The sequence below is a fragment of the Sphaerochaeta globosa str. Buddy genome, from assembly GCF_000190435.1.
Classification (GTDB): domain Bacteria; phylum Spirochaetota; class Spirochaetia; order Sphaerochaetales; family Sphaerochaetaceae; genus Sphaerochaeta; species Sphaerochaeta globosa.
Window position 1 is genome coordinate 2,113,879 of sequence record NC_015152.1, and the last position, 26,365, is coordinate 2,140,243.

At 49.3% G+C, this 26,365-nt stretch carries 26 protein-coding genes; 10 read left to right on the plus strand and 16 right to left on the minus strand.

The genetic code is table 11. From position 1 onward, the window contains the following. Positions 1-36 precede the first annotated feature (36 nt). Together ispE and SPIBUDDY_RS09870 are read right to left on the minus strand one after the other, a co-directional pair. A complete protein-coding gene (gene ispE / locus SPIBUDDY_RS15725) occupies positions 37-921 on the minus strand; it encodes a 4-(cytidine 5'-diphospho)-2-C-methyl-D-erythritol kinase (RefSeq protein WP_013607611.1) in 885 nt (294 codons plus the stop codon). Positions 922-1,022: 101 nt separating this feature from the next. Then, a complete protein-coding gene (locus SPIBUDDY_RS09870) occupies positions 1,023-1,793 on the minus strand; it encodes a uracil-DNA glycosylase family protein (protein WP_013607612.1) in 771 nt (256 codons plus the stop codon). 52 nt (positions 1,794-1,845) lie between these two features. Here SPIBUDDY_RS09870 and SPIBUDDY_RS09875 point away from each other — a divergent pair, with 52 nt between their 5' ends. The 6 genes from SPIBUDDY_RS09875 (at position 1,846) to SPIBUDDY_RS09900 (ending at position 8,962) form a co-directional block, all read left to right on the plus strand. Next, positions 1,846-2,607, plus strand: coding sequence for an HAD family hydrolase (locus tag SPIBUDDY_RS09875; RefSeq protein ID WP_013607613.1), 762 nt, complete (start codon positions 1,846-1,848; stop codon positions 2,605-2,607). A gap of 153 nt (positions 2,608-2,760) precedes the next feature. Next, the gene (locus SPIBUDDY_RS09880) at positions 2,761-4,470 is read left to right on the plus strand and encodes an AMP-binding protein (protein WP_013607614.1); all 1,710 of its coding nucleotides are present in this window, start codon (positions 2,761-2,763) and stop codon (positions 4,468-4,470) included. A 24-nt stretch (positions 4,471-4,494) separates the two neighbouring features. Then, positions 4,495-5,784 (plus strand): amidohydrolase, encoded by a 1,290-nt coding sequence (locus tag SPIBUDDY_RS09885; protein WP_013607615.1) that lies wholly within the window; start codon positions 4,495-4,497, stop codon positions 5,782-5,784. Between the two features lie 11 nt (positions 5,785-5,795). After that, positions 5,796-6,833 (plus strand): S-methyl-5-thioribose-1-phosphate isomerase, encoded by a 1,038-nt coding sequence (mtnA, locus tag SPIBUDDY_RS09890; protein WP_013607616.1) that lies wholly within the window; start codon positions 5,796-5,798, stop codon positions 6,831-6,833. Between the two features lie 247 nt (positions 6,834-7,080). Next, a complete protein-coding gene (gene gdhA, locus SPIBUDDY_RS09895) occupies positions 7,081-8,442 on the plus strand; it encodes an NADP-specific glutamate dehydrogenase (RefSeq protein WP_013607617.1) in 1,362 nt (453 codons plus the stop codon). Between the two features lie 139 nt (positions 8,443-8,581). Further along, positions 8,582-8,962: a desulfoferrodoxin family protein gene (locus tag SPIBUDDY_RS09900; protein ID WP_013607618.1), complete on the plus strand. Its 381-nt coding sequence runs from the start codon at positions 8,582-8,584 to the stop codon at positions 8,960-8,962. Here SPIBUDDY_RS09900 and SPIBUDDY_RS09905 read toward each other — a convergent pair. The 6 genes from SPIBUDDY_RS09905 to gltX are packed head-to-tail and all read right to left on the minus strand — an operon-like array spanning position 8,959 to position 15,555. Then, positions 8,959-9,672 (minus strand): ABC transporter ATP-binding protein, encoded by a 714-nt coding sequence (locus tag SPIBUDDY_RS09905; protein WP_013607619.1) that lies wholly within the window; start codon positions 9,670-9,672, stop codon positions 8,959-8,961. The two genes, SPIBUDDY_RS09900 and SPIBUDDY_RS09905, sit on opposite strands and share 4 nt — an antisense overlap. After that, the gene (locus SPIBUDDY_RS09910; RefSeq protein WP_013607620.1) at positions 9,654-10,442 is read right to left on the minus strand and encodes an ABC transporter permease; all 789 of its coding nucleotides are present in this window, start codon (positions 10,440-10,442) and stop codon (positions 9,654-9,656) included. Before SPIBUDDY_RS09910 ends, SPIBUDDY_RS09905 begins: the two co-directional genes overlap by 19 nt. 11 nt (positions 10,443-10,453) lie before the next feature. Continuing rightward, positions 10,454-11,428 (minus strand): ABC transporter substrate-binding protein, encoded by a 975-nt coding sequence (locus SPIBUDDY_RS09915; RefSeq protein WP_013607621.1) that lies wholly within the window; start codon positions 11,426-11,428, stop codon positions 10,454-10,456. 52 nt (positions 11,429-11,480) lie between these two features. Further along, positions 11,481-12,737: a tyrosine--tRNA ligase gene (tyrS, locus tag SPIBUDDY_RS09920; RefSeq protein ID WP_013607622.1), complete on the minus strand. Its 1,257-nt coding sequence runs from the start codon at positions 12,735-12,737 to the stop codon at positions 11,481-11,483. A 1-nt stretch (position 12,738) separates the two neighbouring features. Continuing rightward, positions 12,739-14,070: a glycine--tRNA ligase gene (locus SPIBUDDY_RS16185; RefSeq protein ID WP_013607623.1), complete on the minus strand. Its 1,332-nt coding sequence runs from the start codon at positions 14,068-14,070 to the stop codon at positions 12,739-12,741. Further along, a complete protein-coding gene (gene gltX, locus SPIBUDDY_RS16190; RefSeq protein ID WP_013607624.1) occupies positions 14,071-15,555 on the minus strand; it encodes a glutamate--tRNA ligase in 1,485 nt (494 codons plus the stop codon). 126 nt (positions 15,556-15,681) lie between these two features. Between gltX and SPIBUDDY_RS15730 the strand changes: the two genes are divergently transcribed. Next, entirely contained in the window at positions 15,682-16,395 is a 714-nt protein-coding gene (locus SPIBUDDY_RS15730; protein WP_013607625.1) for an HD domain-containing protein, read from the plus strand. Here SPIBUDDY_RS15730 and SPIBUDDY_RS09940 read toward each other — a convergent pair. The 8 genes from SPIBUDDY_RS09940 to pdxA form a co-directional block, all read right to left on the minus strand. Beyond that, positions 16,392-17,234: an alpha/beta hydrolase gene (locus tag SPIBUDDY_RS09940; protein ID WP_013607626.1), complete on the minus strand. Its 843-nt coding sequence runs from the start codon at positions 17,232-17,234 to the stop codon at positions 16,392-16,394. The genes SPIBUDDY_RS15730 and SPIBUDDY_RS09940 overlap by 4 nt on opposite strands. A gap of 8 nt (positions 17,235-17,242) precedes the next feature. Beyond that, a complete protein-coding gene (locus SPIBUDDY_RS09945) occupies positions 17,243-18,130 on the minus strand; it encodes a helix-turn-helix transcriptional regulator (protein WP_013607627.1) in 888 nt (295 codons plus the stop codon). Between the two features lie 6 nt (positions 18,131-18,136). Then, complete coding sequence (locus tag SPIBUDDY_RS09950) at positions 18,137-18,784, minus strand: RloB family protein (RefSeq protein ID WP_013607628.1); 648 nt, start codon at positions 18,782-18,784, stop codon at positions 18,137-18,139. Between the two features lie 2 nt (positions 18,785-18,786). Then, the gene (locus SPIBUDDY_RS09955; protein WP_013607629.1) at positions 18,787-20,034 is read right to left on the minus strand and encodes an AAA family ATPase; all 1,248 of its coding nucleotides are present in this window, start codon (positions 20,032-20,034) and stop codon (positions 18,787-18,789) included. 34 nt (positions 20,035-20,068) lie between these two features. Further along, on the minus strand, positions 20,069-20,701 hold the full coding sequence (locus SPIBUDDY_RS09960; RefSeq protein WP_013607630.1) for a CpsB/CapC family capsule biosynthesis tyrosine phosphatase: 633 nt from the start codon (positions 20,699-20,701) through the stop codon (positions 20,069-20,071). Between the two features lie 79 nt (positions 20,702-20,780). Continuing rightward, positions 20,781-21,317: a cob(I)yrinic acid a,c-diamide adenosyltransferase gene (locus SPIBUDDY_RS09965; protein WP_013607631.1), complete on the minus strand. Its 537-nt coding sequence runs from the start codon at positions 21,315-21,317 to the stop codon at positions 20,781-20,783. Between the two features lie 3 nt (positions 21,318-21,320). Then, the gene (locus SPIBUDDY_RS09970) at positions 21,321-22,499 is read right to left on the minus strand and encodes a tetratricopeptide repeat protein (RefSeq protein ID WP_013607632.1); all 1,179 of its coding nucleotides are present in this window, start codon (positions 22,497-22,499) and stop codon (positions 21,321-21,323) included. After that, positions 22,496-23,524 (minus strand): 4-hydroxythreonine-4-phosphate dehydrogenase PdxA, encoded by a 1,029-nt coding sequence (gene pdxA, locus SPIBUDDY_RS09975; RefSeq protein WP_013607633.1) that lies wholly within the window; start codon positions 23,522-23,524, stop codon positions 22,496-22,498. The genes SPIBUDDY_RS09970 and pdxA overlap by 4 nt, the downstream gene beginning before the upstream one ends. 119 nt (positions 23,525-23,643) lie before the next feature. Here pdxA and SPIBUDDY_RS16195 point away from each other — a divergent pair, with 119 nt between their 5' ends. From SPIBUDDY_RS16195 to SPIBUDDY_RS09990, 3 genes are all read left to right on the plus strand, one after another. Next, positions 23,644-23,922, plus strand: a complete 279-nt coding sequence (locus SPIBUDDY_RS16195) for a hypothetical protein (protein ID WP_013607634.1) — start codon at positions 23,644-23,646, stop codon at positions 23,920-23,922. 189 nt (positions 23,923-24,111) lie between these two features. Beyond that, positions 24,112-25,110 carry an ABC transporter substrate-binding protein gene (locus SPIBUDDY_RS09985; RefSeq protein ID WP_013607635.1) on the plus strand — a complete coding sequence of 333 codons (999 nt, stop codon included), beginning with the start codon at positions 24,112-24,114 and terminating at the stop codon, positions 25,108-25,110. 205 nt (positions 25,111-25,315) lie between these two features. Next, positions 25,316-26,314, plus strand: a complete 999-nt coding sequence (locus SPIBUDDY_RS09990) for an ABC transporter substrate-binding protein (protein WP_013607636.1) — start codon at positions 25,316-25,318, stop codon at positions 26,312-26,314. Positions 26,315-26,365 lie beyond the last annotated feature (51 nt).

Below are 26,365 nucleotides of genomic sequence, written 5' to 3' on the forward strand. Positions count from 1 at the left end.
AAAAACCTCCAAACAACCACAAGCAACTTTTTCCTACTAGCAACTCATCAAGTGTGTTAGCCAACACCTGACACGAGAGCCAAAAGCGGCGGCAACAGCGGCATGAACATCGTGGACGTGGGAAACATTCTCACTGACGAAAAACCAACAGGCTCCACTACCGCTCATGCTATAATATCCTTCATATCCTTCACAAAGACTACTCAGTGTCTCATAAAAAGCGTCATTGCCCGAGCACGGCTCGAAATCATTATACAATGAACCCTTCCAATTATGGGAAGGTTTTTTATATATTTGTAACAATTCCTGTATGCTCAGCCAGGAAACTTCTTTTTGCGTGCCTCTCATTTCATCAAGCAAACGAAATGCCGATGACGTAGACACGTCAAAATAGGTTGGCATCACCAATACCACGTGCATCTTTCGCCCTTCCAAAGGTGTAACGTTTTCGCCTTTCCCTGTTACAAGCGCCGCACAATATCCCGAAAGAAAAAAAGGTACGTCACTACCAACTTGCGACGCAACATCTTTGAGCGTCTCCAACGGTAATGCCCGCTTGGGATCAATATCTTGCAGCATCTGCAGCAGGACAGCTGCGTCGCTGGAACCGCCTCCAAGCCCAGCTTTGACAGGAATCTGCTTATCACAACGGATGTCAAGCGAAAGTGGATACCCCCCGGCTTCATGCCAGAGGCGGGCTGCCTTCGTCAGGGTATCGTTCTGGGCACTGCAATACGCTTCCAAGCCAGTTACCTTTACATCGAACGTCTTGCTCTCTTTCCATTGCAACGTGATGGAATCACTGAGATCCACCAATGCAAACAGGGACTGGATGGGATGATACCCATCCGGATAAGGAAGCCCGACAGCCAAATGCAAATTTACCTTGGCATAGGCAGGACGCGAACACACGGTATCCATGGCTAACAGAGTATCAAAGCCGACCGTGATTGTCTAGTAAGATTTTTGCATATGTAGTTTCCCAGAGCAGATTTTTCACGATTTAATCGCTCTCTAAGTGATTAATTGTCTGGAAAAACAATACAATTCTTGGATTTATCCAAAGTCCAGACTCCCAACGAGGAGAGATGCGTTTCAGTCTTTTCCTTCCATCCACGATTTGCTTGAGGACTTGCCGGGCTTGGATGGAGAATTGAAGATATCACAACCCCAGGTCTTTGACTCGCAACATGAGTAAACTTTTGCATCGCATATTTACCGATCCCTATCAAATAGGTGGGCTCAAGGAGCTCAATCATGTCTATAAGGTATCGATCGCATATGGTTTCCAAGGCAAGGCGCTCCCCTTTTACCAGCATATCGGGAGTAATGTTTTTGGCTGTTGGTTTTCTATCCAAAAAAACCAATGGACAATAGTTTATAACAGCCATCTCCTGGGCAAAAGCTTGGGCGCTCCCATAGTGATCTGCAATCAGACCCCACAAGCGCCTTCCACTGACTTCGCTTCGTTGCGTCTTCAAACCAAGTACCGGTCTGCCGGGGTGTTCCGTCAAAGGCTTCGAAATCTCTGCATCAAGCTTCAGAAAGTTCTTTACTGCTTCTATTTCGCCGAAGGGAACACCGGTTTGCGTCATCCCAAAAGGACCGGGATTCATCCCCAGCAAAAGAGTTCTGATTGGATTGCTGAGATAGGTGCGAATATACAATTCATGCATCGGCCAAGCATAAGTCAATGGGTTGTAGATATAGCAATCGCAGCTGAAACGAAGCGTTTCAACTTGTTGTGCGAAGATTTTTGTACGTTCAATGACCTTTTCTTGCAGTGCGAGCATTCATTCCCCCCTAGGCAGAGTGCGAGTGTGTACCGTATGATGATACCCCAACATGGCACAAATGAATGAGAAACTCAAGGGAATCATTTTTGATAAGGACGGCACACTCTTTGATTACGCCCAAGTATGGGAGGATGTGCTGAAGGAAGGCATCGATAGCGCCTTCATTTCTATGGGCAAAGCCAGCCACCAAAAAGCAAAAAACGCTATGCTTCATCTCATGGGCATCGATGAACATGGTGATTGCCATCCCAAGGGATTGGTATTCACCCACCGCCCCGTGCAGATTTTTCGAAGGTTCTTGGTGTACTGCATCCGGTATCGAGTAAACGCACTCAAGGCAATGAGAGCCTATCACCAAAGTGTGCAGAACAGCGAAGTACTCCTGAGCAAAAAGCTGAAAAAAATGGATTTTTCGCTGCAACAGACACTGTTTTCAAACTTGAAACAATGCGGCTACTCAATTGGAATCATCACCAACGACAACGCTTCCTCCACCTCGCTCTTTCTCTCCCTCATGGGACTGAGTGAGTATATTGACTTTGTATCCAGCCGGGACAGTAACTACAAAAAGAAACCACACCCCCAAGCATTCCTTGAATTCTGCAATCAGGAGGGCATTGTCCCCAGCCAAGTTGCCATGGTCGGAGACACCATCACCGATATGTTGTTTGCCAAACGTTCAGAAGCAGGATATACCATCGCACTCTTGAGTGGAAGCAATGATACAAAGAGCCTTAGGCCTCTTTCGGATGTCGTGTATCCCGATATCTCCGCTCTTCTGACGGATAAACACCTTTTTCCTCGTCTCTAGTGATTTTTAACTATTCAATCAATCATAATTGAGTAAAGGAGTTAACGGTTTCTTGACAAATACGGTGTATTCTGTGAAAATCAACGCAGTAACGCTTATTTTGTGCGTATAGTATATTTGTATCATGCGCGGCAACGTGGAGTATTCCCTATCATGAAACATTCTTGGGATGATTTGGACCAATATCGTGGAGTACTGTTCGATGGACAGTGGCCTACCATCATAGATTTGCTTCTCATCACCGAACAGCAGTTCGGCAGCAGAAATAGTTTCACCATCTTTAAGCCCAACAGGACCACCCTTACCTATACAGAGGTACTCAATCATGTCAAACGTGTTGGCTCCTACCTCATGGAAATGGGAGTAAACAAGAACGACAGGGTCATCATCAATGGGAAAAACAGTCCAGCTTGGGCAATAGCGTATCTTGCCGTCTTGTATGCAGGGGCTGTGGTGGTTCCGTTGGACCACCAACTGCATATCGACAGAGTGGAAAATCTCAGCAGTTTTGTGAACGCCTCGTTTTTTTTCGGTGATAAGAATGTCCTTGAAGCCCTCGATTCCCAAAAAGCATGGTATAAACAGCTCAAGGGGTTGGCGTCCTTACAAGAGGATAGTAAGCTGTTTCCTCATATTGATGAGCTTAAGGCTGCCAAGCTTTCAGAGCGCAGAGCTAGAGGGGAACACGATCTCGCCGCCATTCTCTTTACGAGTGGGACTACCGGCAATGAGAAAGGAGCCATGCTCACGCATGCAAACATAGTCAGCGACCTGTATCAAGCCTGTGATGGTACGTTCCTCAGCCTGAACGAGACTGATGTCCTGTATGCCTTGTTGCCCCTGCACCACTCCTATTGCTGTACTGCGGTGCTACTCGAATCGATCAAGCATGGGGCTGAGTGTGTCTTCGGCCAGGACATTGCCGTCAGCCGTATGATCAATGACCTCACCCAGGGCAAGGTAACTATTTTCATGGGGATTCCTCTGTTGTATAACAAGCTGCTTGCTGGACTACTCAAACAGGTAAAGAAGAAGGGACCCTTCGTGAATGCCCTTATTCTTACCATGATGACCATCAACGGTTTTACAAAGAAGTACCTGCGTTGGAATCTCTTCCGGAAAGCTTTCAATGCAATGCTCTTGAGCAAAGTCGGTCTGGATCGCAACAACTTCTTGATTTGTGGTGCAGGTCCCCTAAGCCCGAAGGTATTCAAGCAGTACCAGCAACTCGGGCTGGATTTCATCCAAGGATACGGTCTGACTGAGACCAGCCCGATTCTCACGCTCAATCCCATAAGCCATTTCAAGATTGAATCGGTGGGAATGGTTTTTCCGATGGTCGATATGAAAATTGCCGACCCTGACCAGAACGGTGTGGGAGAAATTCGGGTCAAGGGACCGAATATCACCCAAGGGTACTTCAACGATGCAGAACACACTGCCGAACTCTTCGACGAAGAGGGATACCTGAAAACAGGAGACCTTGGGTATTTGGACAAGGAGAACTACCTCTACCTTAAAGGAAGGGCTAAGAATCTGATTGTCACCGAGGGTGGAAAGAATGTCTATCCCGAGGAAATCGAAGACCTCTTTCAGTTATACACCCAGATTGACCAGATACTTATTCGAGGATATCAGGAGAACAAGGATGTACCTGCTGAAATGATCGAGGCAGTCGTCTATCCCAATGCAGAGTATTACAAGGAACATGGGGTTTCATCGAAGGATGACTTGGAAAGGGTTATCAAGGAAGTGAACCAACAGCTCTCAGGCTACAAGAAAATTACCCGTCTGACGATTTTGGATGCGCCTATGGATATGACTAGTACCAAAAAGATCAAACGTAACAAGGTGACTGCTTAAGAGGTTCATGCTACAATACCGGCCATGAAACTACTTATTTCCAACGCCCTTATTGTGCCGATGACACAAGAAGGTACCTATTTCCGTGGTGATATCGGCATTGATGGCAAACATATCGTCTTTGTCGGGGAAGCCGACCCCGGCTTTGTAGCAGATCGCATCATTGACGGCTCCTTCCATATAGCCATGCCCGCACTTGTGAACGCCCATACTCATTTGAGCATGGGCTTGATGCGCAACTATAAGGATGACCTGCCCACGCTGCAGGCTTGGCTGGGTGAAATTTTCCCCATCGAAGATAAGCTGACTGAGAAGGATATCCTGATTGCATCTCGACTTGGTCTGGTCGAGTTGATCCAAAGCGGTGTCACTACATTTGCCGACATGTACTTCCATCCCCAGGCAAGTGCTGAAGCTGTGCTGGAAACCGGCCTGCGCGCCAGTATCAGCATAACGCTGTTCGGAAGCTTGGAAGAGAACAAAACTCGGGTGTTCGATCGGGAAAGGCTCTTGAGCCCGTACGTAGGACGAAGCGAAGGGCGCATCCAGGTCGACTGTGCCCCCCACGCCATCTATACGTGCCCCAAGGAAACGTACCAATTCGCTCATAGCTGGGCGAAAGATCATCAGGCCATCCTGCATACGCATCTAAGCGAAACGATGCAGGAGGTTCAGGATTGCCTGAAAGAGACAGGAAAAACTCCCCTGCAGTACCTGCTCGATTGCGGGGTCCTCAAGGATGTCAAAAGCCTGCTCGCCCATTGTGTACACCTTACTGATACGGAAGTCGAACTGCTCAAGGGTCTAGACAGCACCATCGTGCACAATCCAAGCAGCAACTGCAAACTATCCAGCGGAATCGCGCCCATCAGCACCTATTTCCAAAAAGGAATCTCCGTAGCTCTTGGCACCGATGGGGCCAGCAGCAACAACAACCTCAACATGTTTGAGGAGATGCATGTGGCAAGTCTGCTCGGTAAGGTGTACAAGCCGACTGGCTATACGTTGCATCCGTATGAGGTGCTCAGTATGGCGACCGTCAATGGCGCAAAAGCTTTGGGATTGGAAAAGAAAATCGGACAATTGAAAGCCGGTATGGAAGCTGACATTCTGCTTGTAAATACGCACGCGAGTCATTTGACACCGCTTAATGACCCGTTTAGTGCCTTGGTTTATGCAACCCAGGCTTCTGACGTGGACACCCTGCTCTGCCAAGGCAGGATTCTCATGGAAGGACGAAAAGTGATGACCATAGACGAGGATCAGGTCATCAAGGATGCACAAAAGAGCTGGGCTGAAGTTCAGCAGCGATAGGAGAGAGACTCATGGATGAATCGTTTGTTGCTCTGAATTTCACAGAGGGAAAGCTGATCCTTCTCGACCAAAGGGTTTTGCCGACCCAAGTAACGTATGTGACCTGTGCAACCTATGAAGAGGTCGAATTTGCCATTCGTGATATGATTGTGCGTGGTGCTCCGGCCATCGGTGCAGTTGCGGCCTATGGGGTATACCTCGCCTTACAGCAGTGCCCCGAGCAAGCTGCCTTTTACCAGGCTTGCAAATTCCTCAGTCTTGCCCGACCTACCGCCATTAATTTGGGTTGGGCCATCGATCGCATGCTCGGCGTCTATGAAACAGTCAAGGCTCAAGGTCGTCCCAAGACCCTTGAGAGACTGCTTATGGAAGCGCATACCATCAGGGAAGAGGATATCCAGACAAACAAGACCATCAGCAGAATTGGGAACCAGGTCGTTCCCTACAAGGCAACCATCCTCACGCATTGTAATACTGGAGCGCTTGCCACCGCAGGCTGGGGAACCGCTTTGGGGGTAATCAAGCAAGCTTTCTATGATAAGAAGGATATTTTTGTCTACGCCGATGAAACCAGACCCCGATTCCAAGGGGCAAGGCTTACTGCCTGGGAGTTGATGGAGTCCAAGATTCCTTCCAAACTCATCCCCGATAGTGCTGCAGCAACCCTCATCCGCGATGGCAAGATCGACTTGGTCATCCTTGGTGGTGACCGTGTTGCAGCCAATGGGGATGTTGCCAATAAATTGGGAACATTCGCCCTCTCGGTTATCTGCAAGGCGTATGGCGTCCCGTTTTATAGCGTAGTCCCCGTCTCCACCATCGATTTTACCATTCGTGATGGATCAGAGATTCCCATCGAGGAACGGGAAGCAGAAGAAGTCACCCATGTCCAGGGAGTGCAAGTCGCACCTTCTGGAATGCAGGTCTATAACCCTGCCTTTGATGTAACACCGCACCAAAACCTTACAGGTATTATCACTGAACGAGGAATCATCTATCCCCCGTTCAAACAAAACATTGAGAGGCTTAGACGCGGCGAAACACTCTAAAATCCCGTATGCTCATTTTTTTTATAAAAAACATCCCTTTTGCCAAATTGGTGAAATGGGCAATTGAAAAGCCCTCAGTTGAGCACTCCCTCAACTGAGGATGTTTATCATGTGTTTCTACGCATCCCTCAAAATTTTTCTACATTTTTTCGTATTTCCGAAAGCCTTTACCAACTTGAACAAATTCTGTAGTATCGTATGCAGTTTTATGTATATTTATACATGCATATGAGGAGTGATACCCGACATGAATGACGCAACCCAAAAGATACTTGACCACGTGATCAAGCTCGATCCCCATCAGAAGGAATTCATCCAAGCGGTGACCTCTTTCCTGTCTTCCATAGATACCTTGGTGGATGACCTTCCGCAGGTTGTGTATCATAAAGTACTGGACCGTATTGTAGAACCTGAACGTGTGATTATGTTTCGTGTGCCCTGGATCGACGACGACGGGCAGTTGCAAATCAACCGCGGCTTCAGAGTACAGATGAACAGCGCCATCGGCCCGTACAAAGGCGGTTTGCGTTTCCATCCCTCGGTAAATCTCTCCATCCTCAAGTTCCTCGCTTTCGAACAAACCTTCAAGAACAGCCTCACCGGCCTTTCCATGGGCGGTGGTAAAGGCGGCAGTGACTTCAACTCCAAGGGAAAGAGTGATAATGAGGTAATGCGCTTCTGCCAGAGCTTCATGACCGAACTTGCCCGACACATCGGAGAGGATACCGACATCCCCGCCGGTGATATCGGCGTCGGCGGCCGTGAAATTGGCTATATGTACGGCCAATACCGTCGGATGACCAACCGATCGGTGGGCATTCTCACCGGTAAGGGACCATCGTACGGCGGATCTTTCATCCGTCCTGAGGCAACCGGCTATGGATTGGTCTACCTGTCTGCAGCAATTCTTGAATCCAAGGGAAAGAGTCTGGAAGGCAAGACCTGCCTTGTCAGCGGTAGCGGTAACGTTGCCCAGTACACCATCGACAAATTGCTTCAGATGAATGCAAAGGTGCTCACACTCAGTGACTCTTCCGGTGTGTTGATAGATCCAAGCGGTATTGATGAAAAGAAGCTTGCTTACATCAAGACGCTAAAGAACGTCCGCCGCGGTAGAATTGCCGAGTATGCACAGCAGTTCAAGGAAGCTACCTATATCCCGCATAATGGAAGCCAGGAAAGCAACCCGCTTTGGGAAGTGAAAGCCGACTATGCATTCCCCTGTGCCACCCAGAATGAAATCAACGCAAAGGATGCGCAGAACCTTATTGCCAATGGCATCCAACTCGTTGGTGAGGGCGCAAATATGCCTACCACCTTGGAAGCTGATGCAATCTTCAAGGATGCAGGAATTCTCCATGCACCCGGCAAGGCGGCAAACGCCGGTGGTGTTGCCGTATCCGGCCTTGAGATGGCCCAGAACAGTCAGAAATTGCAATGGACGCCCCAGCAGGTTGACCAGCAACTTCAGCAGATCATGAAGAACATCTTCGCTTCCATCAGTAGTGCAGCCGAAAAATACAGCACCAAGGACAACTATGTTGATGGTGCCAACATTGCAGGCTTTGTGAAAGTCAGCGAGGCCATGATCGCCCAAGGCTACGTGTAAACCATAGGATTCCTTCAATGCAGGCAGGTCTGATGACCTGCCTGTTTTGCATGCAGACTGAAACTTCGCTTACCAGTACAAAGTATCGACTGTACGGCAACGCAATTTTCGGGTAGAATGGGAGACAAGGAGAATACCGATGAAAGAACAAGAATTTTACATTTGCAAACATTGTGGAAACATTGTTGCCAAGGTAATCGACCGTGGACCGAAGATTTCTTGCTGCGGCGAAGAGATGATCGTTCTGAAAGCCAATACTGTCGATGCTGCCAAGGAAAAGCACGTTCCTGTCGTTAAAGTGGAAGGAAACAAGCTGGAAGTGAACGTGGGATCGGTGGACCATCCAATGACCAAAGAACACCACATTGCCTTCATCTATGTCCAGACCGAGAATGGCGGCATGCGCAAAAGCCTTCCAGTTGACGGAAAGCCACACGCAACATTCGCTCTCGACGACGACAAGGCTGTAGCTGTGTACGAGTACTGCAACCTGCATGGACTTTGGAAGGTAGACCTCTAAGCGCCGACCAATGTCTGTACCAGGGAGGCTTCCAAAGCCAACAAGGTTTGATCACCAATATTCCTCGCGTTGCGAGGAATATGTATTTGTTGGTAGAGCAACGGTTTTTTAGGATCACCCAGACAACACACGGCATCGCCAAGCAGGATAGCCTCCTTGGGGTCATGGGTGACAAACAGCGTAGTTCTCGGGCTCTCCTCCCAAAGACGGAGGAAGGAGTTCACCAACGTAACCTTGAGCTTGATGTCCAGGCTCTGAAACGGTTCATCGAGCAACATCAGTTTTGAAGGATGGGCAAATGCCCTGGCAATGGCCACCCGTTGGCGCATTCCCCCCGAAAGCTGATCAGGATATAGTCCCATACTGTCTGCCAGGCCAACCATCCTTAGGTAATGCAAAGCACTTTCTTCTCGCTCTTTCTTGTTGGACAGGAACGAGCGCAAGGCGAGTTCCACATTGGTAAAAACGGTACTGAAGGGAAGCAGGCGCGGCTCCTGAAACAGATAGCTGATACTTCCCTCTTCCTCAACCTCTTTGATCACAATCCCGCTATCAGGCTGAATCAAGCCGGCTGCAATCTGCAGCAAGGTTGTCTTTCCCTCGCCGGAAGGGCCTACCACAGAAAGGATGGTTCGCTTTGTAATTTCCAAACTGAATTCATCGAAGATACAATTTTGGCCGTAGGCTTTGCTTATCCTTTGGAACTGCATTCCACCCTCCTTGCATCAACATGCTTCTTCAGCTTTCTCAAGGACCATGCAAGGCTATCAAAAAGCAAATCACCTAGTGCGGTCAAAAGAATGGCGATCAGGGTCCAAGAAAGAACTTGGTCAGTCTGAAGCTGTACCTGGGCAAGCTGCATGCGTGATCCCACGCCAAAGCGCGGAACGGTGAGGACCTCGGCTGCTATGACAACCTTCCATACCATGGAAAGCGTTGCACGCGAGCCGATGACAAAGAACGGCAAAAGCGAAGGAATGGTATAGTGGATCAGTTTGTCCTTGCCGTGTATATCATAGAGCCTACACATTTCATCGAGGAGTCTGTCCTTCTGTCTCACTCCCCCCTCGATTTGCACATACATGACAGGAAAACCCATAAGGAAGGCAGAAAAGAGCGGTACAGTTCCACTGGTGAACCAGATGAAGGCAAGCAGGATGATGCTCATCACTGGAATTGCCTTCAGCACGGTGACAAAAGGCTTGAGCGCAAGCGAAAGCAGGGGGTACCTGCCGGCAGCTATACCAATCACCGTTGCACTGGCAACAATAATCAGAAAACTCTCAAGAGCCCTGACCACGGTAGAAAACACATTGGTGGTAAAGGGCTTTTGACGCACAAGCTCCACCAGAGCTGAAAATACCGGGCCAAGGCCTGGAAGCAGAATCTGACTGTCAAGCATCACAGAGCCAACCTGCCAAAGCAAGAGCAGGAAGGCCGAAGAGAAGAAGAGAATCAGACTACGCTTAAGCGAGGACATCAACACATCCTTTACAGATACAAGTCTTCAGAAGGAATCGTACCACCAATGGAGGCGGGACTGAAGCCGTGCAGGAAGGTAAAGTATGCCTGCACCTCATTTTTTGCTTCCTGACTGGGAACAAAGACCAAATTACAGGAAGGAATTGCCGGAGTTGCCATGGCACTGGCCATAATACCCGCGGCTTCGATGGCCAGTCCTGCTGCCTTGGGGTCGGCATTGACCCATGCAACCGATTCCTCGTATGCCTTGAGTACTGCTGCCAAGGCAAGCGGATGGTTCTTTGCAAAAGACTCAGAGACGACAAGCACGCTCATCGGATATGTGGGGACGCCGGATAATTGGGAATACAGTGCCTGGACATCCACAACTTCGCGAGCGTTGGGACTGCGGCCTAAAACCATGGAAACAAACGGTTGAGGAAGAACTGCTAGCGATACTTTGCCTGCGATAACCAGTTGGGCAAGCTGGGCTGGAGCTGCGACGGAGTAATCAAGAATGACATCCTTACCTGCAACCAAACCAGCCTTCTGTAGCAGCAGCTGACTCATCTGGTCAGGAGTAGAGCCTGCACCGGGGACATGGACCGTCCTGCCAAGCAAATCCTGAACGCTGGCAACCGAACCATCACTGGAGAGGACACTGAGCATACCGTTGCCGATGACGGCAGCAAGCTTTACCTTCACACCCTTATTGTAGAGATTCGCCGCCACATTGGTGGGAAGGCTTGCAAAATCCAGTTCCCCATTGGCCAATCGGGCAATAACCTCGTTTGGAGAGGGGAACACACTCATCGTGACTTTCAGATTATCAGCAATTCTACCCTCATTGAGGCTCAGGGCAACCGAAGAGAAGCCGGTGGGACCGGCCATGACACCGAACTGTATATCCAAAGCAGAAGCAGCAGGTGTTTCTGCCACCGCTTGCGCTGTCAATGAAAAAGAGGCAATCAGGACAATACAAAAAATACTTACAAAACGTTTCATGAACTATCTCCCTATGAAGGAAGGGGGTTCCCCCCCCTTCTCTTCTTATAAACTAAGCAATGGTGATACGGAAGTACCGCTTCTTTCCCGCCCTGAGGATCATCTCCCCAAAACCATCCAGATAGGTTTTATCAATGAGGGTCTTGGGATCCTCTATCTTGGTTTCACCAATCCAGGCTGCTCCACCGGCAACCAATCGGCGGGCATCACTGTTGGTAGCCGCCAGATCGGTACGACTGAAGAGGTCGAGAACAGGGATGCCGTTCTCAAGTTCAGAGGCTGCAATGGCCAGGGAGGGCATGCCGTCCCTACCTTCCTGCCCAAGGTTGGCTCCCTTGAACATGGTCTTGGCAGCAATCCTTGCCTTTTCCGCTTCCTCGACGCCGTGGATGATTTTGGTCTGCTCGTAGGCAAGCCTCTCCTTGGCATCGTTGATATTCACATCCGCTTTCTCATACTGGGCAATTTCTTCCAAAGGAAGGAACGTAAACAGCTTGAGGAACTTAATTACATCATCGTCATTGACATTGCGCCAGTATTGGTAGAAGTCATACGCACTGAAGAGCTCGGGATCCAAAAAGACTGCACCCTTTTCACTCTTGCCCATCTTGTGGCCGTCGCTTCGGGTAATGAGATTGAAGGTAAGTCCGTAGCACTCAGCTCCGTTCATCCTACGAATCAACTCAATACCGCTGACGATATTGCCCCACTGGTCATCACCGCCGATCTGCAGTCTGCAACCATGCTCCTGATTGAGCACATAGAAGTCGTAGGACTGAAGGAGCTGATAGTTGAACTCAATGAACGAAAGGCCGCGTTCGAGCCTCTGCTTATAGGATTCAAAGGTCAGCATGCGGTTGACCGAGAAGTGACGCCCGATCTCACGCAGGAAAGTGATGTAATTCAAATCAGTCAGCCAGTCTGCATTGTTGAGCATGATTGCTTTGCCCATCCCCTCCTGAGGATGTTCGGTGAAGTCTACCACCGTCCCAAGCTGGGCCTTGATGGATTTACAGTTCTCCGTTACCTGCTCGGGGGTGAGCATCTTGCGCATCTCTGTCCTGCCAGAGGGGTCACCGATCATTGCAGTCCCGCCGCCGACTAAGGCGATGGGATTATGACCAGCCTTCTGCAGGTGATGCATGGCAAAGAAAGGCACCATGTGACCGATATGAAGGCTTCGGCCAGTCGGGTCTGCCCCCACATAGAAGGTAACCTTTTCCTTGTCCATCAAGTCACTGAGTGCATCATAATCTGTACATGCTTTAATGAACCCACGGTCCATCAAAGTCTGAAGTGCTGTGTTCATGTTACCGCTCCACCCGCTTGTACTCCTTGGTTGCCTTTTTGATAGTGGCTACCAGGTCCGTAATGGCGACTCGTACTTGCTCCATGCTATCGCGCAGCCTCAACGTTACCGTCTGGTCTTCAAGGCTCTGATAATCGACGGTTACGCAGTAGGGGGTTCCGATCTCATCCATACGCCGATAGCGTCTGCCGATTGCTCCGCTGACATCGTAGAAGGTGGAAAAATCGTCTCTCAGTTCATGTTCCAACTTGGAAGCAAACTCGGCAATACCATCCTTCTTCACCAACGGCAACACGGCAACAGTGACGGGAGCAAGACTGGGATGGAAATGCAGGACTGTCCTGACATCGCCGCCTTCAAGCTCCTCTTCATCATAGGCATCGCCTAGAGCCATCAAGACATTTCGGGTAAGACCGGCAGAGGTTTCCACAACATAGGGGATATACCGTTCGTTGGACTCGGGATCCAAATACGTCATCTCCTTGCCGCTGAAAGTCTGGTGCTGGGTGAGGTCATAATCGGTGCGGCTGTGAACACCTTCAAGTTCCTGCCATCCCATGGGGAAGAGGAACTGGATGTCGTAGGCATCCTTTGCATAGAAGGCCAGTTCATCCGGACCATGCTGGTGCCATCTGAGGCTCTGCGGCTTAATACCCATCTTATGGTAGAAAGCCATACGCTGCTCTCTCCAGTAGCTAAACCATTTCTCATCGGTTCCCGGTTTGCAGAACCATTGCATCTCCATCTGCTCAAACTCGCAGGAACGGAAAATGAAGTTCTTGGTGGTAATTTCGTTGCGGAAGGATTTACCTACCTGGGCGATACCGAAAGGAATCTTCACCCGGCTTGAGGAAACCACATTCTTGAAATCGACATAGATGCCCTGTGCGGTCTCAGGTCGGAGATAGATGGTCGAACTGGCATCGGCGTTAGCCCCGATGTGGGTGGCGAACATGAGGTTGAAGTTCCTCGGCTCGGTGAAGCTGTCCTTGGTACCACAGGTCGGGCAGGCGCCCTTGAGGTCGATCTGGTCGGCTCGGAAACGGCTTTTGCACTGCTTGCAGTCAACCATCGGATCACTGAAGTTGGAAACGTGGCCGCTGGCCTCCCAAACACGGGGATGCATGAGGATGGAGGCGTCCAAACCGACGATGTCGTCATGGATCTGTGTCATCTCCTTCCACCAGAAATCGCGGATGTTATTCTTCAACTGGACACCCAGTGGACCGTAGTCATAGGCGCCGTTCAAACCGCCGTAGATTTCGCTCGACTGGAAAATAAATCCACGTCGCTTGCACAAAGAGACAATCTTGTCCATCGTTACTTCTGCCATTTATCGTACCTCTCTCTTCAGTAAAGCCAATGCGTTTTCAATGCGTAAGCACGTCACTTCCTGCCCAAGCAGGCCAATGGAATCAAATAATGGAAGGCTGACGGTACTGCCGGTCAAAGCTACTCTGAGGGGCATGAACACCCCGTTGACCTTCAGTTCCAGCTCTGCTGCCAAATCGGTTAGCTTCTGCTCGGTCACTTCATGACTCTCATGCGACTCAAAGCCTTGTTTCAGGACATCATATGCGCGTTGGAGTGCCAAAGCAGCAACAGAAAGCTCAACACCCTTGGCGGCAAACAAACTCAAGTCGTCATAAGAGGGCGTCTCAAAAAGGAACCGAGTCAAATCCACCACATCACCGAGGACCTTCAGCCGATCTTTCACCACCTTGGTGATTTCCAAGAACTTGGTTTTCTGTTCTTCAGAAAGTGAGGCAGGTAAAAATTGAGCCTTGTTCATATAAGGCAGCAATAGAGCCATCAACTCTTCATCGCTCTTTTGGCGGATGTATTGGCCATTGAACCAGTCAAGCTTCTTGTAGTCAAAAACACCGGGGGCCTTGTTGATTTTTTCCAGGCAGAAGACCTGTTCGAGGTCCTCCTTACTGAAGAATTCCCGCTGCCCGTCATACGACCAACCAACCATGCTCACATAGTTCATCAAGGCTTCGGGCAAGTAGCCTTTTTCCTTGAAATCGCGTACCGAAGTTGAACCATGACGCTTGGAAAGCTTCTGGCCGTCCTTGCCCATGACCATGGGCAGGTGGCAGTACATCGGAGGCTCCCAGCCGAACGCTTCATACAGCAGAATGTGCAGCGGTCCCGAGGGAATCCACTCCTGGGCTCTCATGATATGGGTGATGCCCATCAGATGGTCATCGATGACATTTGCCAGGTGGTAGGTAGGAAAGCCGTCACTCTTGAGCAATATGGGATCGGGACTGACGTCACGATTGCGACGGGTGATATCGCCCATCAGCACATCGTGAAAGGTGGTCTTTCCGTCTGTAGGCACCTTGAGCCGGATAACCGGCTGAATGCCCTGCTCCGCATAGTTGGCGTGATCGGATTCAGAAAGATGGAGACAGTGCCGGTCGTACCCTTGCACTTCACTCTTTTCTTCCTGTTGCTTGAGTCGGACCGCCTCCAAGCGTTCAGGGGTGCAATAACAATAATACGCTTTTCCGTCACGTACCAATTGCTGGGCATAGTCGCGATACAGCTCAAAGCGCTCGCTCTGGATGTAAGGACCACAAGGGCCGCCTACAACCGGACCTTCATCCCAAGCAATACCCAGCCAAGACAGGGTGTCATAGAGATCTTGTAAAGACTCATCGCTATAACGCTCACGGTCGGTATCCTCGACACGCAGTATAAACTTGCCTCCGTTCGCTCGGGCAAAGAAATAGTTGAACAAAGCTGTCCTTACTCCACCGATATGTTGCAGACCAGTCGGAGATGGGGCATAGCGTACTCTCACTTCCATCAGGATATACTCCTCTCAATGGTACTGTTGTACCGTAAAACAGAGATTATAGCAACACAAAGAAGGCTTGTAGCAAGGGTGAAACATACACCTGTCCAGAGAGAAATAGAAAAAGAGGTGTGAGGCTTGACCATACCCAGCTATTTCGATACCGTACACTCAATTGACCTTAGGAGGACTATCCTGATACCTGATGCTTTTCCTGCCTTCCTTACTGGGGGAAACACCCACCTTGTAAAACTATTCAAACTGCCTGTAGGACTTTTTACCACATTCTATACATCCAAAGTTTTCAATATAGCAAGCTTTTTCAATCTCTTTCCCATTGAGCTTCTTTTCCTGCTTTTCTCACTCTTTTCCCTGCTCTTTGCCTATACCATCCAGCGTTCAACGATACAGCAGCTGAGAACCCAACACACCTTGTTGGTAGAGGATATTCTGCAACACGAGCAATTCCTCAAGCTCAAAGAGTTCCGCCATCACACCAACCACATCTACGACCACGCAAATCGCGTATCCTATATTTCCTTTCGCATAAGCAAGGCTTTGGGCATGGATTATCAGGCAGCCGCCCGAGGCGGTCTTTTGCACGATTTCTTTTTGTATGATTGGCGGCAGCGAAAAGAGCAAGATGAAAAACGTTCAAGCCACGGTAAAGAACATCCGTTCATCGCCTTGGCGAACGCAAAGACCTATTTCTCTGTCAATGATATGGAAGAGGACATTATTACCAAGCACATGTTTCCCAAAACCCTGGCGCTCCCACGGTACAAGGAAAGCGTGGTGGTAAGCATTTCGGACAAGCTTTCGGCTATCTACGAATACCTGGTGCGCGCCTAGCGCTTTCCCTGCATCCAAGCAACCACAGCAGCCATAGCCTCATTCTGGGCATCAATATTCTTATCGTAGGGCATAAGATGCCCGATTGTCTTGATATGCAAATGCTTATTCACCCCTTTGGGTTTGCTGGTCACCAACACAGAAGCCTCTTCGGGAATGGTTGGATCGAGTCCACCGCTGATGGAAAGCGTGTCGGCAAGTACGTGATCGATGGAAGCTACTGCGCGCCGTCTGACTCTTTCAAGCTCCCAAATGCCCTTGGGAAACTGATACGACCAATATTCAGAGCCTAAAAAGGCATCATCGTCAGCATCGCCCTCATAGTGGAAATGATACTCCAGATCCGCCTTCCAGGCGACTTTCTTACGTTTGACCACATGCCTGAGAATCCTTACCTGGGTGGCTGGCAGCGAGGGGATCACCAAGGCAGGAGCAAGCAAAGCCAGGGTGTCTGCATCAAAAGCATCAGCAATAATGGTGGCAATCGCCCCACCCATGGAATGGCCTACCAACGAAACGTGCTCATAGCGTTGGGCAAGGTATGCAAAAGCGTCATAGGCAGTACCGATCCAATCCTCGGCTTTGCTGGATAAAAAATCTTTTCCACTGGTTCCATGTCCCGGGTACCGGGGGCAGTACACATCAAAGCCCGCCTCAAATAAATCGGTACCGGGACGAATGAGTTCACCCGGATAACCTGTATACCCATGACACAACAATACGGCCTTTTTCACCGCCTCATCATGGACCATGGCCCACGGCCGTGCACACTTTCTGATCGGTGCCTTATCCTGATAATGGTGTTCTGCGAAGTTGGGAACCTCATATGTTATCTGCATGGAATCTCCTACCAACTCTGCTTCAGCAGATTCAAAAGGTCGATGCGGCTCCTTACCTGGGTTTTCCCATAGATATTCGCCACATGGTTGTTTACCGTGTTTGCACTGATACCCAGCTGGCTTGCAATTTCCTTATTGGTTAGACCCTTGCTGATCAGCTGGATGACGGCAAACTCACGTTCAGTAATATGGTACTCTTCCAAATCCCCCAACACAAGCTCTTTGCTTTTCACCACCTCAGCCCTTCCCAAAATAACAAACTGCATGAATAAAAAGGTCATGATGGTAATGGAGAGAGCAAGGAAATAGATGCCGAAAAGAAGTGGTTTGAGGGAGGGAAAGAACATTGCAAGTAAAATAGCCGGAACCATCGAGGCACTGACAATGATAATTGAAATCGCTGAAGTACGAGCGGTTTTGTTTGCGATCGAGTTGATGTTTTTCAGTGTTATGGAGAGGCAGAAAGCGATTACAAACACAAACAGCACAAGCATCAATTGGTCGAAAAGTGAAATCTGCCATATCTCACGACCGATCCCTAAGAACAGGTAGACAAGGGCAAGGGAAAAGAACAAGCCCTTGTAAGGTTGCCTCCATGGATGGGCTATCACCCAGGTGGTGAAATACGGAATAAAGACAATCAGGAAGGTAACATCGGCAAGCACCACAAAGCCGATGCTGTACGTAATTATCTCATATACCAAGCCTGACAGATACATACGAGAGAGCACTTGCAGGGCCAAGAGCATCATGCATCCCAAAAGGGATGCATGACAGACGATAAAATACGTTGCCCATCTCTGCTTATTCGCAAGCCGATAGACTATGGCAAGTGCCAAAGTCATACACCCCAGAGCGAAGGCAAGCATGTAGACAAGCAGCAGGATTCCACTCACTGAGCACTACCCGTTTTTCTTGTTCAAGCCAAGTTGCTTCTGATTGTGGGTAAGGTCGGCCAATCCACAAATTTCGGTGATGTCATTGAGCATTCCGACAATATTGGTAGGAGCCAAACCCAGTTTCCCCGCAACCAATGCGTTGTAGGAGCTGGCATTGACAGCTGCTTTCGACTTGGCTGAATAGAGCCTGAGATGAAGATTCATCCCATCACCAAGCAGATAGGAGGCGTCGCTGGAGAATGAGGGGAACTGTTTGGCCAGGGCACTCTCAATCATGTTTGGATCTTGTACGAAGCCCTTGGGAGCCTGCAGATGCAATAGATACCAAAGCGGTAGCGAGGGATTGTTCCATGCCAGTTTCACCTTCTTTTGCTCAGCGTGAGCGAGCAGCTTGGAAACCTGTTCAGGCGAGACACCAAGGTCGGCAAGGCCGAACACCACCCATACACTGCTGTAGTTGCCAGCATTTCGCATCCGGCTAGCCAGATTGATCAAGGCAGAAAGGTCCTTGCAGTCCTGCTCCCAGACCACCGTCATATTGGAATAGCGGCAGTCCTTGCGCATTTGGGAGAAATACAGGGCCTCCGCTTCAGTTGCCGTCACCAACAGAATGGTTTGACGGGGCTGCTGGGAAATTCGTTTGCGTGCCATGGTTACTCCTCCTTATCCTTATTCGCATCAATGAAACAGAACTCCGAAAGAATCGGAAGGGCACCGTAGGCTCCGTTCATATACTGACTCTGCGTCTTGTCCTTGCTGCGTGAATACTTGAAGTTCGCCAAGCTGAAGTAGACGGTAGCGCTTTCGCTGTTCTTTTCTGCAAAATATACTCCATCGCGCCTGAGCAAGCCCGGTCTGAGAAGTGAGGGGTTGCAGTCGACGACAAGCATTTGGGAGGGACAACTAATGTTGCTTGCCTCGAAGACCTCAACAATGTGACACAATACGTCGGGATGCAAAAGCATGCCAAAATCATCGATAACCAAGGTTTTTGGTTTCGTGAAGCTCTCAAAGAAAGCAACACCCATCAAACAGAGTCTTCTCAGACTCAAGCTCTCAAGGTTGAAGAAGGATGCATAGTGCTGGGTGACATTGGTGTGAATGAAGATAATGCGATCATCTTTGACACGAATGTCGCGAATATCGGTGATGTCGACACTCCACAGGAAGTTGATCAGCTGCTGCACCCAATCAGGATGCTCGGTGAGCTGAGCAATCAGATATTTTTCACTGATGTTGGACACACCCATGGGGAGCAGATGCAGACTATCGTTGAACCAAGTATAGAGAGGGAGGGTCGTTTCACTACCCTTGACAGCTGAAGCTGCGAGGTATGAATGCTTCTCATCCACTTTGCCTACCAAGCGTTTTTTCTCACCCCGATAGGCCTTGCCCCACCGGTAGGTATAGGTTAGCTTGACATCGTCAAGAAGAAGCGCACCTTCATCAAGCTTGCGCTCGAACATCAGTTTCTTCGATCTACCGATCAGATGATATAACGACTCCTCAAACACTTTCTCCCGGTCTGCAACCAGCGTATATTGGGCGATTATCACCTCTTCAGTCTGCTCATCCCGGCCAAGCAAAATGCGGATAATGATGGTCGCAGGCTGGCCTTTCTCCTCAGAATAGGCAAAGGAAGTCCCGCTGAGAATCTGCAGGGGATTATCCATATCCTCTGCTGCACACACAATGCCTTTCAGTGCTTCCAGTGCTCGAACAAACGAGCTCTTGCCCGCTCCATTGGGCCCTACGATGGCCGCAGTCTTGATTATCCTCAACTTCTCAGTCACCGGTACAACCTTCGATTCAGGAAAACGGTTGTCCTTTACAGCCTCAAACGAAATCGTTTGCGCTGACTTCACTGACTTGAAGTTCGCTATCGTCATATCCAGCAGCATGCGCTACCTCCTCATTCACCTTTCCCAGGTGGAATTACAAAAGTGTTTCCATCTTTCCATACACTTGGGGCCAAGCATTCAAGCATTGCACCATGCGCAAGGGAAGATTCTCATCTCCATGATTGTCCGTCGCTATGAGATCAATCAAATTACGTTTCAAATACGGGTGCGAGTCACCATTCTCCACTGCCTCCACATTGGTTTGCAACAGGCAACCAAGTTTCAGCAACTCCGAGAGGAGTGCACTTTCAGGCTCCAGCCAGCGATATCGTTCCACATGGGCAAGAATGGGAACAAGATTTCGCTCACGAAGAACGGCTATACGCTCAAGCATTCGGGCAGGCGGAAGCGAGAGACCAAATTCCAGCAAGGCATAGGTTCCTGCAATAGGGATGGAAGTGAGCTCCGGCTGGTCTCCCACGTAGAGTTCACTGCCCAGATACGTAGTGATTCCTACCTTCAAGGCCTCCTCCTCAGCCCAGCTATACGTGGACCTGAGTGCAGCAATATTGGTAGTCACATACGGATTGTAGATATGCGGAGTAAAGGCAATCGTGGTAATCCCGTTCTCCAAGTAGAGGTGCAACATACGGGAAAAGGATTCTTTGGAAACATAGCCATCATCGATCAAGGGAAGAAGATGACAGTGAAAATCACAAAGGGCCATGGTAAACTCCTCTGGCTGATTATACCCGGTATCACAAAAATGTGAAAGGAAAAAAGGAGCTCACTTGCGATTTAGGACATCAAAACTCAATCATTGCTTCTGCTTTACGGCCTGATTGCTGCAAATGATGCTTTACTTCCTGAATTTCACTGACCATGTCAGCTATCGCAATAAGTGCTTTTGGCGCATTGCGGCCGCTGATGACAAGGTGGGGAAACCCTTCTTTACTGCGATGGTCGGAAATCCAGGTACACACCTCATCGGTATCGAGGTACCCAAAATTGAGCGTGTAGGTGAATTCATCCAAGACAATCACATCAAAAGCCGATGCAGAAATCCAGCGCTTAACCTGCTCCCATCCGCGCTTGGCAAGCTCGGCGTTCACCGTGTTATTATCACCTTCCCACGTGAAACCGGCTCCGAAATGTTTCCACGTAACACCCAGCTGTTTGGCTATCGCATATTCACCGGAGCCGAGAATCTCGGGATCTTGTTTGATGAATTGTGCAACAGCACAATGAGCACCGTGGCCAAGTGCACGGATTAGCTGCCCCATGGAAGCGCAGCTCTTGCCCTTTCCATCACCGGTATATACCAACACCATTGCTTTGCCCATTCTCTACTCCATCACCACGTATTGCATCATCATTACCCCTTGGCCATCCTGGGCGCTCTCCCCGCTGATCTGCCGTTGGGCTTTCTCACTCTGGCTCTTTGCCTCCTGCATACGCAAAAGAGCAGTATATGCCTGTTGCGAGCCGGATCGATTGAAAACGTCGTTCATTAAGTCAACCGCCTCCGGGAGCCTGTTCAAGGCCTCCAGCAGCAAGGCAGCATTATAGCCGCTGGCAATGTGTCCGCTCAGCTCATACAGCGAAAGGAATTGCCGATATGCCTGCTCATATGAGCCACGCTCGGTAAGGGTGTATGCACTCTTGGCAGCCTCCAGTTTTGGTTTGTTGCTCATGAGAGTCAGGCGCTTGGTCTGCCAGGAAGGTGCCAATTGCTTGGAAATGGTTGAGGAGAACGAACGCAGGACTTTCTCAAACAATGGTTTGAAGGAAGGAGCAAAGCCACTTGAGTATCTTCTCTCGTCCCGATACCCACCAGGGGCTCCGGCGTCATAGGTCCTGATTCCGATTTTCGTCTCCTGATCCTCCTTGCCGGTAAAAGAACGGGTAAGCAGGATACGATTGTTAACCAAGTCATAGACGGTATAGGTCAGTGTCAGGGTAGCCTTCTGCACTAAAAAATACTCTCTGGATGTTACCTTTTCATAACTCTTCATTGTAGTGACTGTGGGACTGGGGTCTATATCCTCGGTCACATAGGTTTTCACGTCCCTTCCCACCACCTCTTCCTCAACATCCATGTAGGAGATATTGCTGGAAAGCAGGGCCTGTACACCCTTTGACTTGAGCATGGCAGAGCTGTTTTCCCCTACCTTGGAAAGCGAAAGATAGGCATCGGTCACATCGGGAGTAAGGATGGTGAAGTAGCTCGTACTCTGGGCAGCATCGAGCAGCATGCGTGTGGAGGTATTGGCAATACTGGACGGCAGGTTTGCATCATATCCACTTGAGAGGGTGAAATCGGTTTCGCTGAGGCCGCTGATCCAAGGACTGAGGGGTCTTCCATAGGGGAACTTGAACGGTACAGTCGATGCGATGGCAATGTTTCTTGATACACTTAGGTCAACCTCGCCGGGTACAAGATGTCTCACGGTTATGGAGGTTGCACAAGAGGTGAGAAAAACCACCGTCAAGGCTACGATCAGAACTTTGCTCAGAATTTTCATAGTATCTCCTCTTTACTGCAGGTATATTCGGCTGCAACTTCCAGTGCACGGATCATCCCATTCGGATCAGCCAGACCTTTACCGGCAATGTCGAATGCGGTGCCGTGATCGACACTGGTTCTTAAAAACGGCAGGTCCCAGGTGATGGAAATGGTTCGGTTGAAATCATACGTCTTGGCGGCAATATGGCCTTGGTCGTGGTACAGCGAAATCACTGCACGATATTTGCCCATGCGGGTCTGGTAGAATACCGAGTCCGCCCCGATGGGGCCGACCACGTCAATGCCTTTCGCACGCGCATCATTGATAGCCGGTTCAATGCTCACCACTTCCTCATCCCCGAACAGGCCATGCTCACCGCTGTGGGGATTGAGGCCGGCGACAGCCAGACTCAGTCTCTGGTCAAAAGCAGGGTTGCTCTTGGATATCCTGTCGCAGGTCACGATGGTATCTACTAGGCTCTCTTTGGTCACTGCATCGCACGCCTTTCGCAAGGAGAGATGCCGTGAGTGAAAGAAAATTTTCAGTCCCATCGTATCAAACATGGTTATCGCCTTCTTGGTGCTGGTTAGTGCAGAAAGTATTTCGGTATATCCGATATGCTCGATGCCCGCAGCCTTCAAGGCTTCTTTATGAAGCGGAGGGGTAACCACTGCACGAGCAAAACCTTTCTGTACGAGATGAACAGCAGTCTCAGCCGAGACATACGCGGCTCTGCCGCACATGGCGTTGATCTTTCCATAGGCAAATTGGTTCATGTCTACTATATGTTGGGTATAGAGAATCTTCCGACTCCCTCCCTGAATGGCACGTTTCAGCTCTTCTTCATCATTGACAACTGCGTCGAAGTCGGCTTTCAGTCCCAAATCGGTGGCTACCTTGGCGAATACAGGGGCGTCTGCAATAACAATCACGCCTATATCTATGGGCAACCGGACTGCCTTCAATGCCTTCACAATAATCTCAGGGCCAATACCGGCCGGGTCCCCGCTGGGAACCGCTAAATATCGCTTTGCTTGCATCATGGCACATGATAACAGTGTGCGGGTGAGCTGTCCATAACCACAGAACCAATTGACAACTGTACTACCTTCTCTTATGTTGTAATTAGTGGGAAATGATTAAGGTTTCAAGGAGTACCGGCATGGCTAAATACCGTGAAGAAGAAGATGAGCTTGATGATGAGGAAGATCGTTATTTCAGTAGGCTTGAGGACGAAGAAGACGCCTATCTTGCTGATTTATACGATGCTCCGGAAGTGATTGATTTCGGGGACGATGACGATGACATCCTTGACGATGAAGAAGATGATGATGAACTGCTCGACGATGGCTTCATGGTCGAGGGCGATGAGTCATTCGAGGACGAATTCTTTGAAGAAGAAGATGAATTCGATGATTTGGAAGAGGATGAAGTTCTCTGAGTTGTCCGATCAATACACAACCAAGCCTCCCTTCGGGGAGGTTTTTTATTGCAACTGGAGACCCGAGAATCAGGCATGCCGACACAAGCAGTGAAAAGGATAGAGAAAAAATCTATGTTTCTATCAATAGATACTTGCACTCCCAAACGTTTCTTTGTATAGTAACACCAACACGTAAGGAGAAAGACCATGACCCGAAAAATCTTGTTGTTTGTCTGCTTTTTGAGCGCCTCTGCACTACTGTTTTCCCAGCCCAATACCGAAATATCAAAAGGCTATGAAATCGGAATATCAAAAATGGTGAGCCATCCCGCCCTCGATTCCATTGAACAGGGAATTATGGATTACCTTACGAGTACCGATCTTACGGTAAATTTCGACCTGCAGAACTGCAATGCGGAAATTGCAACCGCTATCGCGATAGCCCAAAAATTCAAGAGTGACGACAAGGATTTGGTAATCGGTATTGCAACTCCCCCGGCCCAAGCGTTGGCGCAAGTCATTACCGACAAACCGGTGGTTTTCGGAGCGATAACCGATCCCTTGGCTGCCGGATTGGTAGTCAATTATGACAAAACTGAAGATACGAACATCGCAGGCATTTCCGACCTCAACCCCTTGCAGCTTCAGCTTGAGACCTACTTTCGCATCGTCAAACCCAAAGCCCTCGGTATGATCTACACCAGCAGTGAAGCCAACGGGGTTGCACAGATGGAAATGGCCAAACAGATTTGTGCCCAGAACAAGGTGGCCTTCGTTGGTGCAGCAGTAAGTAACTCCAGTGAAGTAAAGATGGCTGCCCAATCAATTATCGGACGTGTTGATGCCATGTATGTCGCCATCGACAATACGGTAGTCAGCGCAATCCCCTCGGTTAGTGAAGTATGCATGAAAGAGGGAAAACCGTTGTTCAATACCGATACCACCAGTAGCGACGGCATCGACTTTCTCATGAGTTGGGGCTTCAATTATTACACCGTCGGTGTAGAAACCGGAAAAGTGGTTGAGAGGATTCTCAAGGGTGAAAAACCGAAGGACATCGGAGCCATCTTCTTCGACGATCCTGCCCAATTTGAACTCTGGTTCAACCTTGATACAGCAAAGAAACTGAACATCACCATCCCTGAGGATTTGCTTTCTTCGGCCAAAGTATTGGTTCAGGACGGGAAAAAGATAGTACGAGAGTAACGTTCATACTCCTTGTTTGGAGCCTGGTCCTCGCGATCAGGCTCCTTTTTCTGTATGTATAATGATCCTAATTGATTACAATAGCCTCCTCTATGCATAATCGGTGAATTAATATTCAGTTATTTGCATAGTACGATTTACAAAACAAAAAAATCGGGCTATAGTTTTGCAAACGAAAAGGATTACCCGTATTGGAGGAAATCAGATGAACATTACACGCCGCTCCTTGCTTACCGTTGCTCTTGTTTTACTCGTAACATTCAGCGTTTTTGCTGCCGGACAGGCTGAAGTGAAAGAAAGTGCTACCTACAAGATTGGAGTTTCCAAGCTTCTCGCCCACCCCGCTCTCGACGCTGCTGAGAAAGGCCTGATGGACCACCTTGCCACTACAGGACTTTCAGTCTCTTATGACCTCCAGAACGCCAATGGGGACATCTCTACAGCCTCTTCCATTGCTCAGAAGTTCAAGAGTGACAAGGTCAATGTTGCCGTCGGTATTGCAACTCCCTCAGCACAAGCCCTTGCCCAGGTGTTCCCTGCCTCTTCCGGTACTTCTGTTGTCTTTAGTGCCGTCACCGATGCAGATGAAGCCGGTTTGGTAGCTGCAAACATCGCTGGTGTCTCCGACAAGAATCCGGTTGACGAACAGATCAAACTCTTGATCGACCTTACCGGTGCCAAGCGCATTGGTAACATCTATGCTTCCGGCGAGGCAAATGGTGTTGTTCTTATGGAAATGGCAAAAGCTGCCTGCCAGAAATACGGTGTCGAGTTTGTTGCTAGCGCCATCAGCAATTCCAGCGAAGTAAAAATGGCTGCGCAGTCCATTATCGACCGTGTCGATGCCATTTACATCGCTACCGATAATGCTGTCATCAGTGCCATTGCTTCTATTGACGATGTCACCACCAAGGCAAACAAGGTGCTCTTCTCTGCTGATCCCAGTGGAGTGGAAGGCCTGAACGCCATGATTGCCTGGGGCTTCGACTACTACAGCATCGGGGTGGAGACCGGCAAGGTCATCGAAAGAATTCTCAAGGGTGAGCAAGCTGGTTCGGTGGGAACCGTCTATATCACCGATCCAACCAAGTTTGAACTGTGGTTTAATCTTGATACCGCCAAGAAGCTTGGCTATACTATTCCGCAGTCACTGCAGGATGGTGCTGCTGTGCTCATCAAGGACGGAAAGAAAATCAGCCAGTAAGTATGGCTTGGGAAAGAATCGCCGGACTTGCTTAAGACCGGCGATTTTTTC

Excerpts from the sequence above, each read along its gene's own strand:
- ispE (WP_013607611.1), bottom strand. The coding sequence starts at position 921 with ATGGATACCGTGTGTTCGCGTCCTGCCTATGCCAAGGTAAATTTGCAT.
- SPIBUDDY_RS09870 (WP_013607612.1), bottom strand. The coding sequence starts at position 1,793 with ATGCTCGCACTGCAAGAAAAGGTCATTGAACGTACAAAAATCTTCGCA.
- SPIBUDDY_RS09875 (WP_013607613.1), top strand. The coding sequence starts at position 1,846 with ATGGCACAAATGAATGAGAAACTCAAGGGAATCATTTTTGATAAGGAC.
- SPIBUDDY_RS09880 (WP_013607614.1), top strand. The coding sequence starts at position 2,761 with ATGAAACATTCTTGGGATGATTTGGACCAATATCGTGGAGTACTGTTC.
- SPIBUDDY_RS09885 (WP_013607615.1), top strand. The coding sequence starts at position 4,495 with ATGAAACTACTTATTTCCAACGCCCTTATTGTGCCGATGACACAAGAA.
- mtnA (WP_013607616.1), top strand. The coding sequence starts at position 5,796 with ATGGATGAATCGTTTGTTGCTCTGAATTTCACAGAGGGAAAGCTGATC.
- gdhA (WP_013607617.1), top strand. The coding sequence starts at position 7,081 with ATGAATGACGCAACCCAAAAGATACTTGACCACGTGATCAAGCTCGAT.
- SPIBUDDY_RS09900 (WP_013607618.1), top strand. The coding sequence starts at position 8,582 with ATGAAAGAACAAGAATTTTACATTTGCAAACATTGTGGAAACATTGTT.
- SPIBUDDY_RS09905 (WP_013607619.1), bottom strand. The coding sequence starts at position 9,672 with ATGCAGTTCCAAAGGATAAGCAAAGCCTACGGCCAAAATTGTATCTTC.
- SPIBUDDY_RS09910 (WP_013607620.1), bottom strand. The coding sequence starts at position 10,442 with ATGTCCTCGCTTAAGCGTAGTCTGATTCTCTTCTTCTCTTCGGCCTTC.
- SPIBUDDY_RS09915 (WP_013607621.1), bottom strand. The coding sequence starts at position 11,428 with ATGAAACGTTTTGTAAGTATTTTTTGTATTGTCCTGATTGCCTCTTTT.
- tyrS (WP_013607622.1), bottom strand. The coding sequence starts at position 12,737 with ATGAACACAGCACTTCAGACTTTGATGGACCGTGGGTTCATTAAAGCA.
- SPIBUDDY_RS16185 (WP_013607623.1), bottom strand. The coding sequence starts at position 14,070 with ATGGCAGAAGTAACGATGGACAAGATTGTCTCTTTGTGCAAGCGACGT.
- gltX (WP_013607624.1), bottom strand. The coding sequence starts at position 15,555 with ATGGAAGTGAGAGTACGCTATGCCCCATCTCCGACTGGTCTGCAACAT.
- SPIBUDDY_RS09940 (WP_013607626.1), bottom strand. The coding sequence starts at position 17,234 with ATGCAGATAACATATGAGGTTCCCAACTTCGCAGAACACCATTATCAG.
- SPIBUDDY_RS09950 (WP_013607628.1), bottom strand. The coding sequence starts at position 18,784 with ATGGCACGCAAACGAATTTCCCAGCAGCCCCGTCAAACCATTCTGTTG.
- SPIBUDDY_RS09955 (WP_013607629.1), bottom strand. The coding sequence starts at position 20,034 with ATGCTGCTGGATATGACGATAGCGAACTTCAAGTCAGTGAAGTCAGCG.
- SPIBUDDY_RS09960 (WP_013607630.1), bottom strand. The coding sequence starts at position 20,701 with ATGGCCCTTTGTGATTTTCACTGTCATCTTCTTCCCTTGATCGATGAT.
- SPIBUDDY_RS09965 (WP_013607631.1), bottom strand. The coding sequence starts at position 21,317 with ATGGGCAAAGCAATGGTGTTGGTATATACCGGTGATGGAAAGGGCAAG.
- SPIBUDDY_RS09970 (WP_013607632.1), bottom strand. The coding sequence starts at position 22,499 with ATGAAAATTCTGAGCAAAGTTCTGATCGTAGCCTTGACGGTGGTTTTT.
- pdxA (WP_013607633.1), bottom strand. The coding sequence starts at position 23,524 with ATGATGCAAGCAAAGCGATATTTAGCGGTTCCCAGCGGGGACCCGGCC.
- SPIBUDDY_RS16195 (WP_013607634.1), top strand. The coding sequence starts at position 23,644 with ATGGCTAAATACCGTGAAGAAGAAGATGAGCTTGATGATGAGGAAGAT.
- SPIBUDDY_RS09985 (WP_013607635.1), top strand. The coding sequence starts at position 24,112 with ATGACCCGAAAAATCTTGTTGTTTGTCTGCTTTTTGAGCGCCTCTGCA.
- SPIBUDDY_RS09990 (WP_013607636.1), top strand. The coding sequence starts at position 25,316 with ATGAACATTACACGCCGCTCCTTGCTTACCGTTGCTCTTGTTTTACTC.